Source organism: Serratia sp. PF-27, assembly GCF_030053255.1.
Lineage (GTDB): Bacteria > Pseudomonadota > Gammaproteobacteria > Enterobacterales > Enterobacteriaceae > Serratia > Serratia bockelmannii.
In genome coordinates, this window is the sequence record NZ_JASGBT010000020.1 from 84,200 (window position 1) to 96,683 (window position 12,484).

General features: G+C 46.4%; 9 protein-coding genes. 1 reads left to right on the forward strand and 8 read right to left on the reverse strand.

The genetic code is table 11. The annotated features are described in order from the left end of the window. Positions 1–84 precede the first annotated feature (84 nt). The 7 genes from QMZ29_RS13370 to galU form a co-directional block, all read right to left on the reverse strand. The gene (locus QMZ29_RS13370; RefSeq protein ID WP_147823002.1) at positions 85–1,161 is read right to left on the reverse strand and encodes a polysaccharide pyruvyl transferase family protein; all 1,077 of its coding nucleotides are present in this window, start codon (positions 1,159–1,161) and stop codon (positions 85–87) included. A 34-nt stretch (positions 1,162–1,195) separates the two neighbouring features. Next, complete coding sequence (locus QMZ29_RS13375; RefSeq protein WP_261423830.1) at positions 1,196–2,704, reverse strand: lipopolysaccharide biosynthesis protein; 1,509 nt, start codon at positions 2,702–2,704, stop codon at positions 1,196–1,198. A 15-nt stretch (positions 2,705–2,719) separates the two neighbouring features. Further along, positions 2,720–4,897, reverse strand: coding sequence for a tyrosine-protein kinase Wzc (wzc, locus tag QMZ29_RS13380; protein ID WP_147823000.1), 2,178 nt, complete (start codon positions 4,895–4,897; stop codon positions 2,720–2,722). Between the two features lie 12 nt (positions 4,898–4,909). After that, positions 4,910–5,344 (reverse strand): arsenate reductase/protein-tyrosine-phosphatase family protein, encoded by a 435-nt coding sequence (locus QMZ29_RS13385; RefSeq protein WP_147822999.1) that lies wholly within the window; start codon positions 5,342–5,344, stop codon positions 4,910–4,912. Between the two features lie 8 nt (positions 5,345–5,352). Then, positions 5,353–6,489 carry a polysaccharide export protein gene (locus QMZ29_RS13390; RefSeq protein ID WP_147822998.1) on the reverse strand — a complete coding sequence of 379 codons (1,137 nt, stop codon included), beginning with the start codon at positions 6,487–6,489 and terminating at the stop codon, positions 5,353–5,355. A 426-nt stretch (positions 6,490–6,915) separates the two neighbouring features. After that, the gene (locus tag QMZ29_RS13395; RefSeq protein ID WP_147822997.1) at positions 6,916–7,809 is read right to left on the reverse strand and encodes a UTP--glucose-1-phosphate uridylyltransferase; all 894 of its coding nucleotides are present in this window, start codon (positions 7,807–7,809) and stop codon (positions 6,916–6,918) included. Between the two features lie 53 nt (positions 7,810–7,862). Next, on the reverse strand, positions 7,863–8,759 hold the full coding sequence (galU, locus tag QMZ29_RS13400; protein ID WP_049205978.1) for a UTP--glucose-1-phosphate uridylyltransferase GalU: 897 nt from the start codon (positions 8,757–8,759) through the stop codon (positions 7,863–7,865). A 609-nt stretch (positions 8,760–9,368) separates the two neighbouring features. Between galU and QMZ29_RS13405 the strand changes: the two genes are divergently transcribed. Beyond that, positions 9,369–10,952: a TerC family protein gene (locus QMZ29_RS13405; RefSeq protein WP_025302162.1), complete on the forward strand. Its 1,584-nt coding sequence runs from the start codon at positions 9,369–9,371 to the stop codon at positions 10,950–10,952. A gap of 31 nt (positions 10,953–10,983) precedes the next feature. On the opposite strand, the gene dcuC is transcribed toward QMZ29_RS13405, so the two are convergent. Further along, entirely contained in the window at positions 10,984–12,336 is a 1,353-nt protein-coding gene (gene dcuC / locus QMZ29_RS13410) for an anaerobic C4-dicarboxylate transporter DcuC (RefSeq protein WP_099817592.1), read from the reverse strand. Positions 12,337–12,484: the final 148 nt, after the last annotated feature.

The window sequence follows — 12,484 nt, forward strand, 5'->3', positions numbered from 1 at the left end:
TTAGCATATTCAGAACCGCCATGGAATCTCGATTCCGGAGAGGATTGAGTTGCAGTCAAATCAAATAAAAGCAAAATATACTCCTTAGCCTAACTTTTTGATAATCGCTGAAAAAATAGTTTTCAATTCGCGATTTATATCCAAAGCATCCCTCCCACCATATTCCTCCATGAAGTATTCGATTTTTTTTGAGATAAGCCATGGCTCTAGTTCATTACCTTGAATCTTGCCTAGTATAAGTGAATGCATACGCCCAGAGTAAATTTTTTCCGAAGCACTGAGATATTGAATATACGTATTCAACTCCGGAACGCTCTCGAATAACTCTACGTCCGCAGTTGGATTTTTACTTTTAATTTTATGATAAATCATACTATTCAATGCCGCATCCTCGACTGTTGTCGAAATAAATAGTATTTTGTTTTTCTTCAATCTTATCTCTTCTTCAACAATATTTGTCCAATCACTTACATATTCCTCTTGACTTTTATATGACTCCCACTCTAATTCCTTGGCATTTTTCAAATAAACATAGTATGCTGTAGCGCCAATTATTGTGATAGTTTTATCAAGGGTTTTATTCTTTCCATATAATGCAAATGCTAAGTCTGGAATGTATTTTGCTGGGTAATTAAAAAACTCATCCAACTTCTCTATAGAGCGTCTCTCTCTGACATAAACACCTTCTGAATTGTTAAAGGCATATTTGAACAACAGTCTATCTAGCAAGTTGAATTTCTCCGCACACCCGACACCAAGAATTATGTATGGCTTATTCTTAACCTTGGCATGACGGGCCCATAAAAACATGGCGATAGGGAAGGTTCCCCCACTCTGAATGAGCTGGCCGCCACCAATCATCAATAAAGAAAAATCATTTTTTATAGCATCCTTGATGCGTGAATTATTCTCAAGATACCAACGAAAATATTTCAGAAATCGAATTCTGTTGATGATTAGATTCTTCAACTTTCGTAAGAAAACTTTAGGAGTTATTTTTTCATTCTTATTTACTGGAACAACATTTTTTTTATCCGCATCAAAACCATGGCTTAACGGAGTATAGCCATTCTCACGGGCTAACTCTCTAATACCTTCATTAATCGCATGATCGCCAATATTATCTGAACAGATTTCATTTACTATAAGTACAGTTTTCATTATTCTCCCTTCAATATAACTACTTTTATGGCTTTCAACTATGCTTTCTTTTTATTTTAGAAAGAATAATTTTATTAATTTCTTCACAGGAGCTAATCCTCAGCGACATGCTTGCCAAATAGTAGACCAACGCACCTATAATAATTTTAGTGAGTATTTCGTAAATCCCATTATCAATTTTAATAAACCATAACACCACTGACATAATCAGCGTTGCCAAAATCATAGGCAACATACTTTTTATTTGCTGCAATGCACCATGCCCATACCACTTCCCAGGATAATATGAGTTGATAAAGAAACAAATCAGCGAAACAAAGAAATTCCCAATCACAACCGCTGTAAGACCATAGGGTGCTGTAAGTAACAAAGCTCCTATAGTTATAGGCAATTTACTCAAATCAACTTTTAAATAGGTATCAGAACGACCGACAGCATTAATTAAGCTGCAATTAAGTGCACTTAGAGGAATAATCATTCGAGACAGACAAATCCACTGAATAACAACAACGGCTGGTAGCCATTTGTCAGTAAGGAAGTAGTGAACAAAAGGTTCTGCCAAGAATGTAAAGCCAACCATTGCAGGCATTACTATGAAAGCTGTCATATCTAGACTTTTCTTATATATCCGAATAAGTCTCTCCCTATCGTCTTGCGTTGCTGACATGATAGGAAATAGCACGCCCTGTAAGATATTAAATAAATTCACCGAAATCAAATCTGGGATATTTCGCCCTTGAGTATAATAACCTACTTCCTTACTTGAAAAGAAACGTCCGATTAATATTGAATAACAATTATCGACAATTGTACGAACAAAACTTGCAAACAATAATTTCGAACCAAACCCAAAAAGTTGCTTTAAAGAATCAAATGAAAAAACAAAATTCGGGCGCCATTTTAGAAAGATAGCCAGAAGAATAGTTACACAGATTGAGTTTATTATAGTCTGGTAAACAAGAGCCATAGCACCATATTCGTGATATGCCAAATACAGTGCAATTGTCCCGCTAATGACTACAGATAAAAAGTTAACCTTGGCTCTTAGTTTAAAGTTTAGCTCAATCGATAGTTTAGTCGTTTGCACTAAACATAGGGATTTGATAATAATACTAATGCCAAGCACTCGAACAATATGTGTAATCGCAGGTGAATTATAAAAGTCGGCAACAAACGGTGCTATAAAATAAATACCACCATAAAGAATAATACTTATAAGCAAGTTGAAGTAAAATACCGTCGAATAATCTACTTGAGTTCTATCTTTTTTTTGAATTAGCGCCTGAGTGAAACCACTATTAATAATAATATCCGATAATACTATAAAAATCGCAACCATCCCTATCAGTCCAAAGTCTGATGGAGAAATAATTCTCGCCAGAACAATACTGATACCGAATTGCACTCCTTGCACAAGAAACCTTTCAACTATGCTCCATATCATCCCTGATACAGCTCTATCTCTTAATGATGAATGTGTCATTATATAGACTTTATTGGTAGCAAAAAAACTAGAGCTGCCAGGTGTCCCCAGCAGCTCCAATATTAGTGTTTCACGCTACAGTTTTTTATCATTAATGTAGCTATACTGATAATAACCATAGCCGCCATAGTAATTACTAGCGCGTTTCTCAACAGCATTAAGGATTACGCCCTTGATATTGATCCCATTTTGCTCAAATCGACGAATACTGAAGTCAACTTCCTTGACAGTATTAATGCCGAAACGTGCAACCATCAATGACGTTCCGACCAGCCGGCCGATTATTGATGCATCCGTTACTGCCAGAACTGGAGGTGTATCAATCAAGACCAAGTCGTATTTTTCACCTGCTACGCGCAGTAAATCGGCAAAGCGTGAGTGCATCAGAAGTTCGGATGGATTTGGCGGTATCTGACCCCGCGGAATAAAATCCATGCCCGTAATCTTCGTAGTCTGGACAGCTTTTTCGAACCCAATTTTCCCAGATAATAAATCTGATAAACCGTTTTTCCAGTCCCCACCGACCAAAGCATGTGAGTAACCTTTGCGCATGTCGGCATCGATTACCAATACTCTTTGGCCCGTTTGAGCAATAACAGCCGCGAGATTAATACTGACAAACGTTTTACCGATGTTCGGACTAGCACCAGAAATCATAAGCACATTATTATTTGCTTCCATCATTGCGAAATGCAAACTAGTACGAAGACTGCGGATTGCTTCAATGGCAAGATCAGCCGGATTACCTACAGCAAGTAAAGAAGTTGAATCAGTAGAAGAAACCTTCCTGCCACGGCGATTCGCCATTTCGATATCTTTCTTTTGCTGCCATTCAGATAAAGGAATGCTTGCATAAACATTTATTCCTTGTTCTTCCAAGGCTTCAGGATTGTCAATCCCCTTATGCAACATCGTTTTCAACAACACGAAACCGACAGAGATCAAACCACCTAAGAAGATAGCTAACAGTACAATTAGTGTTTTTCTCGGCTGAACAGGATTAATCTGGGTCAACGCAGGATCAATGATCCTTACATTGCCAACGGTACTCGCCTTAGTTACGCTAAGCTCCTGTTCTTTGTTCAGTAATTGCATAAAAATTTCTTGTTCAACTTGAACATCACGTGTCAGGCGTAAAATTTCTTGTTGCGTTTTAGGCATTGTCGCAATGCGTTTATTTAGCTTGTTTCTCTCTTCTTCTAATGTTTGCCTCTTCTCAAGTAATGCTTTATAAGCAGGGTGCTGTTTGGTATATAGCTTAGATATTTCTGCTTCTTTAAACGTTGATTCATTCAATTGAGTTTCAACAGACACAATAGAATCAAGTACAGCTTTAGTCTCAAGAGAAAGATCTACCGAGTCATTTTTCTGACGATATTTGTTCAACAAATCTTCGGATGAGTCAAGCTTAGCGCGCACATCAGGGATTTGCTCTTTAAGAAAACTTAAACTTTTACCTGCTTCTTCAGATTTTCGCTCAACATTTTGTAATAAATAATTTTTAGTGATACTATCTAAAACTTCTCGAATACGCCATTTGTTCTCCCCAGTTAAACTGAGTGCCAAAACCCCTGTATCTTTCCCTTTATCTTCGACGGTGAGATTTTTTATCAAGTCATTGATAACATTTAATTTCAATCGTTTAGTGACTTGGAAGGTTGTCCCGTCTTCCGCTTTTATATCGGAAACCAAGATCTTAATACCATCAGAGGAAGATAGGATCCCAACCTTACCTTTAATAATTTCCTTTCCGTCAAAACTCAAAGAATATTGATTGCTACCTAGTGCCTTAAGTTCCATTGGTTTCTCAGCCATGAACTCTGGCACACTTAGACGACCAATTAATAGCTCGCTTGGTTCTTTATTTATTAATCTTTCCCATCCTCTGCCAAATATAGGGAAATAATCCTGATTTACCGCTATATCAAGATTAAGATCATCAACCGTTTTACCTAGAACCATTCGTGAGGAAATAAGTTCAATTTCTGTAGCTGAAGCAGGTTGCCCTGACGGCAGCATTTGAGAGAAATCACTTAAAATTGAATTGCCGGCATTCTGCTCAACTTGCACCATTGCATCAGCTTGATATATTGGCGTAGAAAAAATCGAGTAAATGATCCCAATCACGGCAAAAAGTGTGATCACACCAGTGATAAGCCACCGGTGATCAAGTAACACGCCTAAAAGGCGGCTTAAATCAATTTCATCGTGCTCGTTGGCCTTAGATAAGCCTGCTCTAGTATTATCAGTCATTGTAATCTCTGGTTAACGATTTAATGCCTGCGCCCATTTCTGAGCCGCCTCATCAATGAGGCCATAGACAAATTCAAATGCTTCGTAACTCTTACGATACGGATCAGGAATTTCTTTTTGACCCAACCAGTGTCCTAATAGCATCGTTTTTCCACGTACCTCGGGCACCAATTGACAAACCGCATCTATATGACCTTTTTCCATCACTAAGATAAGCGAGTACTCGCGACACATTTCTTTAGTCAATTGCCGTGCAACATGCCCCTCTAAATCTAAATGGTTTTTTTTAGCAACGGCACATGCAGTGCTATCAGCAGCATGTCCCACAAGTGCAGATATTCCCGCCGAAGCTATTTTCTTGCCCGGTAAGCGCTGAATAAGTATTCTCTCCGCTGTCGGAGAGCGGCATATGTTACCCACACAAACAACCAGAATTGAATCAAACATAGCACTCTCTATGGCCAGTTACGTATACGCAGCGAACCTTCGGTTAGATCGTTGAAGCTTGCGATCGTCGGCGCAAGTTGTGAAATCAAACGATTCCAGCGTGCGACAGGTGCAGCGGTAACATACACAATATCATATGGCTGTAATTTAAACTCGGCCCCCATCACAAGTGCTGTTGCATCGGCCATGTTCAGTTGATAAACATTCGCAAGTTTGTTGCCCTGCGAGCCATGCAACGGCCTAATGACGAAAACGCCTGTAGCATCGGCTGTGCTTTGAGTCAAACCTTGTGCATTGCCTAACGCTTCTGTCAACGTCATACCGCTACGATCCATTTTTAATGTAGCAGGCGCTTTTACTTCCCCCATCACAAAGACTTTCAATTCATCATTGCGTGGAATATAGAGGATATCGCCAGGGTAGAGTAGACGATTTTGCGTCAAGTCACCGTTTTGCATCAATTTCTGCAACGAAATTAGCTGCTCTTTACCGTTATGAGTGAGTACGATATTGCGCCAGTCAGCCTGCTCAGTTAACCCTCCAGCCGCGTTGATCGCATCCATAACAGTCAGCGGAACGTTAGTAATCGCTTGCTGTCCCGATTTGGCTACCTCGCCGGTTACATATGCCTTTTGCGAGCGGAAAGCTGCGATACTGACATCTACTTGAGGACTTTCAATGTATTGCGCCAAACGATTGGAAATCTGATCACGGATCTGGGTTACTGTTTTACCAACTACATTTACCTTACCGATGTAGGGATAAAAAATGCTCCCATCAGAGTGCACCCAGTTCCCCGTATCACTTGCACTACGATACTGGCCGGCCGGAGTAGTTAATTCAGGGTGATCCCATACAGTAACGTTTAGTACATCACCCACACCAATCCGATATTCGTAAGTACGCAACATCCCGTCCAATTGACTGTTAGGTTGCGCGACTATTTTCTCTGGTCGTAGTGAATCCAACAACTTTGGAGTCATAGGATAGACATTAACCAATTTATCGATATCGTAATCTGCATCATCTTGTTTTACAACATCTTTACCGCTAGTTGATAGATGAGTTCCCGGAAACACGGTACATCCGCTGATTACGCTGATTGATATCAACAGCGATATCATTTTCAATTGTCGTTTTGCCATCAAATTATCATCACTTTCGAAGTAAATGTAGCTACAGAGCTACTATGCCAAGCAACAGTGGCTGCATATCTTTAACCTTGCCAAAATACGTCGGTATACTGCATTCCTACCACATAACGGTAAGGTACCTGTTGCTATGCTTATATCGTTTACATGCCATTGACTCTTGCATAGATATTATAATGAGACAAAGCAGTTGCTCTGTGTCCCGTACCTCGCAGGCAGAATGAAAAGTCATGAGTAAACCACCTCACGTTCTAATGCTGCACAAGATCTACCAGTCAAAAAATGGGCTTACACGCATCGTAGGTAGAATAACTTGTTATCGCATGTATAGTAATCTAAAAACGGGAATAACGATATTACCCAAGATTCAACAGGTACCACTTAGGCAGCTATCAGCGGTATACATACACGATAAGATTTTTAAAGAGTCAATTGTTCAGCCCATTCCCGGAAAGCTTTGCCTTGGGTCGGATGACGCAACCCATAAGTGACAAAAGCGCGAAGGTAATCCATTTTTTCACCGCAGTTGAACGACTCCCCCACCAGTTCTGTCGCCTCTACCGGTTTGCGTTTCAACAATTCTGCAATCGCATCGGTCAGTTGAATACGTCCCCAGGCTCCCGGTTCCGTGGTTTCCAGCAACGGCCAAATATCGCCGGACAAGACATAGCGCCCTACAGCAGAATAGTTGGATTCCAACTTGGTTTCCGGCGCCGGTTTTTCAACAATCGATGTGATACGAGCACTTGCGCCTGGTTTCAGGTTGCTGGCCTCACACTCAACCACGGAATAATCATGCAGTACGTGTTCGTCTGCCTTTTGCACCAAAACCTGACTCAATCCAGTCTGCTCAAAGCGCGCAATCATGTGCGGCAGATTGTCTGTCTTCAAATCCGCTTTCGCGTCATCCAGTAAGATGTCCGGCAACAGAACAACAAATGGCGAATCACCGACCAACGGTTTAGCGCAGAGAACGGCATGTCCCAGTCCTTTTGGTTGCCCCTGGCGAATGTGCATCAGCGTCACGCCTTTTGGCGTTATCGACTGCACTTCATCCAACAGCTGCCGCTTCACACGGGCCTCCAGCATCGCCTCCAGCTCGAATGAGGTATCGAAATGGTTTTCGATGGCGTTCTTGGAAGAATGCGTCACCAGGATGATCTCTTTGATCCCTGCCGCGACGCATTCGTTGACAATGTATTGAATCAACGGTTTATCAACGATTGGCAACATCTCTTTCGGAATCGCTTTGGTCGCCGGCAGCATGCGCATGCCCAATCCGGCAACGGGAATAACCGCTTTCAACTTCGTCATGGTAAACCTCATTCATTCTCGTGTTCGCTCTCAGCCGCGGTGGCGACAACCTGTTACTTTCCCAACGTCTGCTTCAACCAGTGGCTGAAATTCTCACCTTCCGAACCGTGACGCAGACCATATTGCACAAACGCCTTCATATAACCAAGCTTGTCACCGCAATCATGGGATTTACCGCTCATATGGAACGCTTCCACCGTTTGCTCTTTCATCAACATCGCGATCGCGTCGGTCAGTTGAATCTCGTCGCCTGCGCCAGGAGCGGTCTTTTCAAGCAGCGGCCAAATTTCTGCTGAAAGTACATACCGGCCGACAACCGCTAAATTGGAAGGTGCATCCTCACGGGCCGGCTTCTCAACCACCGCCGTCATCGGTGCGCTTTCTCCAGCAGCTATCGTCGCGCCTGCGCAATCTACCACACCATATTTGGACACATCTTGTTCCGGCACCGGTTCAACCATGATTTGGCTATAACCCGTATCATCAAAACGTTGAATCATTTTAGCCAGATTTTCTTTACGCAAATCCGCCGTAGAATCATCCAATAAAACATCGGGTAACAGCACAACGAAAGGAGAATCACCCACCATTGGTTTGGCGCAAAGCACCGCATGCCCCAACCCTTTTGCCTGTCCCTGACGCACCTGCATCACGGTAACATCCGGCGGACAAATACTTTGCACTTCACTCAGGAGCTGACGCTTTACGCGCGCTTCGAGCATGGCCTCCAGCTCAAAAGAAGTGTCAAAATGGTTTTCAATCGCGTTTTTCGATGAATGCGTGACCAATACGATATCTTTAATCCCCGCCGCGACGCATTCAGCAACAATGTACTGGATTAAGGGCTTATCGACCACGGGCAACATTTCTTTAGGAATAGCCTTGGTCGCTGGCAACATACGGGTTCCCAAGCCCGCAACGGGGATCACTGCCTTAAGTCTTGTTTGCATTTTCATTCCAATTCATCGTAGCGCTGCACTCACCTGTGCAGCGTGAACAAGGGGATTCAATCAGGCACGCTACCGCCCTTGGCTTGCAGCTACCAAAGTACTGTATTGACGCATCCAACCACGTCATTGTATGAGCCAGTAATTTTTATGCAAAACGGCACTCATTCTTCGTTTGAACTGTCATGCTGTTCACAAAAAAATAAAAAAATCGGTGCCTTTATAACCAAACGATGCTAGTTACTGCCGTTATATGACTAAGATTCTTATACTAATGCCTAAGTGATACAAGCCTTAGATCCCCCCAGTCAGCCGTTTTCAGAATAAGACTACTCATGCCACATACCGATAAGAATCATAGTTGAAGAAAATTGTTTTAATATTTTGATTTAAATATATTTAATAAGACGTTTCTTTTCTGAGCGCATGGCATCCCGGCAGATATTTGCTCCCTCGGCCCTTGATTCCTTGGGCCACTCGGCGCCGATCGATGTTTACGGCAATACGCCTGTGCTGATCCACGTCCTCCCGATTAAAGTTGAATTTTGCCGCCTCAACGCCCATCATTCCCGTGCGGCATAAGCCGTAGAACTTACAGGTGAAATTGGGCGTATGGAATGGATCGCTGATCCAACAATTTGGGCCGGCCTGGCCACTTTGGTCGTGCTGGAAATCGTGCTGGGTATAGACAACCTTGTCTTCATCGCCATTCTGGCGGACAAACTACCGAAACAACAACGAGATAAGGCCCGTGTCGTCGGTCTGTTGCTGGCGCTGGTCATGCGTCTGGCTCTGCTCGCCTCCATATCGTGGCTGGCGACGCTGACCAAACCGATGTTCATCGTCGCGGAGCACCCCTTCAGCGGCCGCGATCTGATCATGCTGGTCGGCGGGATATTCCTGCTGTTCAAAGCCACCATGGAGCTCAATGAGCGGCTGGAAGGCAAGGATGAAGAGCAGCATGGCGCGCGCAAAGGCGCACGTTTCTGGCCGGTCGTGGCGCAGATCGTGGTGCTGGACGCCGTCTTCTCGCTCGACTCGGTGATCACCGCGGTCGGCATGGTCGATCATCTGGCGGTGATGATGATCGCGGTCTGCATCGCCATCGGCCTGATGCTGCTGGCCAGCAAGCCGTTGACGCGCTTCGTCAACGCTCACCCGACTATCGTTATCCTGTGCCTGAGCTTCCTGCTGATGATTGGCTTTAGCCTGGTGGCGGAGGGCTTCGGCTATCATATTCCGAAAGGCTACCTCTACGCAGCGATCGGCTTCTCGGTAATGATCGAGGCGCTCAACCAGCTGGCGCAGTTCAACCGCCGTCGCTTCCTGTCAAAGGTGCGGCCACTGCGCGAACGCACCGCCGAGGCGGTGTTGCGTATGCTGAGCGGCAAACATGAAGAAGCAGAGGTCGACAGCCACTCCGCCAACCTGCTGGCCGATAGCGACAGCGAAAGCGGCGAGATCTTCAATCAGCAGGAACGGCGCATGATCGAACGCGTACTCGGCATGGCGCAGCGCACGGTCAGCAGCATCATGACCTCGCGTCACGACGTCGAATACCTTGAACTGAACGATCCGCAGGAGAAGCTGACGCAGTTGCTGGAACGTAATCAGCACACGCGCATCGTGGTGGTGGAAAGCAGCGCCAGCGACGAACCGCTGGGCGTTATCCATACTATCGACGTCCTCAAACAGCAATTGGCGCAGGCGCCGCTGGATCTGCGTGCGCTGATACGTCAACCGCTGATCTTCCCGGAGCAGCTCACGCTGTTAAGCGCCCTGGAACAATTCCGTCAGGCGCAGACGCACTTTGCCTTTGTGGTTGATGAGTTCGGCTCCGTCGAAGGCATCGTCACCCTGACGGACGTGATGGAAACCATCGCCGGTAACCTGCCGGAGGCCGGCGAAGAGGTGGACGCACGCCACGACATTCAGCAAAACGAGGACGGCAGCTGGATCGCCAACGGCTATATGCCGCTGGAAGATCTGGTGCTGTACCTGCCGATGCCGCTGGAAGAAAAGCGCGAATACCACACGCTGGCGGGGCTGCTGATGGAGCACAGCCAGCGTGTGCCGCAAGAAGGCGAGCAAATCAGAATCGGTGACTACCTGTTCGAACCGCTGGAGGTCAACAGCCACCGTATCCTGAAGGTGAAGATCACCCCGCCGCCTCCACCGGAGGACTACGAGGTTTAGCATTGAGGCCGGGCATCCCCCGGCCTTTCTTTTACTGGGGAACCAGCAGTTCCGTCGCCACGATCACCACCACCAGCCCGACAATCACTGGCACCGAAGTGCGTTTTACCACGTCGAACGGCGAGATTTTCGCCATGCCGGAAACCGCTACCACCACACCGGAGACCGGTGACAGCGTGCGGCCGAGGTTAGACGCCTGCAGCATCGGGATCACCAGATAGGCCGGATTCACGCCCATCTGCGCCGCCAGTTTCGGGATCAGTTCGACAAACGCATAGAACGGCGCATTGCCGGAACCGGTGGTCATGGCCGCCAGCATGGTGATCACCACCAGCACCAGCATCATGATCAAACCGCCGGTGCCAAACGACTGCGCAAGGCCAATCAGCCCGCTGATAAAGCCGACGGTACTCAGCCCCTGCGCGAAGACACCCGCGGCCACCAGCAACATCACCACGCTGGCAAAAGCATCCGCCATGCCGCGATAGGCTACCTCCAGGCCGCTGAACACTTGTTTGGCGCTGAAGCTGCGCGCAAACTCGATCACGGCCGCCAGCAGCATGCACCCTACCAGCACGGTAATGATGTGCAGCTCCGGCCCCCATTTTCCGTCGAAGATCAGCACGCCAAGGATCGGCGTAAACGGCAATATCGCGTAGAACCCCGGCGCATGCGTTTTGATTTCGCTGACGTCCATGATGTGATGCTGTTCATTGTTCTTTTTGTCGAGGTAGCGCTGCCAGAAAAAGTGCGCCACGGCCATACAGACGATGGCGGCAATCGAGATAGGCAGCGTGGTTTTGAACGCAAAGTCCACCAGCGGCATCTCCGCCGCCTTGGCTGCCAGCACCACGTCGCCGGAGGTTGGTGCCAGAATAATCGCCGCCGGCGAAGCGCAAATGGCCGCCGCCGCCCCGCGGCTAATGCCGACGTTCACCATCAATGGGAACAGCGTCGCCATCAGCAATACGCCGAGGCCGGTGGCGGAAGAGACCGCCAATGACATCAGGCAAGCGACAAAGTATGCCGCCACCATCAGCAGATAAGGCGAGTTGATCATCTGCAACGGGCGCGAGGCCAGCTTGACCACCACGTCGTTAGCGCCGATATGCGTCATGTACGCGGCAAAGCCGCACAGCATCATGATCATCATGCCCAGATCGCCGCCACGGCTCATCAGCAAAATCTTGACGTATTCGATCATGTCGGTCGCGCGCCAGCCGGTTGAGGTGGCGCCGGACGGCAACAGCGTTTTCCCCATCAGGGCACTGATGCCGAGCAGCAGCAGCCCCCCCACCAACAAAACGCCGGTAGCGGAATATCCCTTGATGATGTAACGGCCCACGCCCGCCGCGACTGCGGCGCCAATAAGAAGCTCTATCATGTTTCCTCAACTCGTCATGTTTTCGCGCTCAGGCGCATAGTCATAGCAGAACAGCCCTTACTCTGCACAAACTGCGCGCGAGCCTTCATGACCTTCATCAAGGTAACGGAGAGAAATTACCGCGGGAATCTCGATATTGACGCGGGCC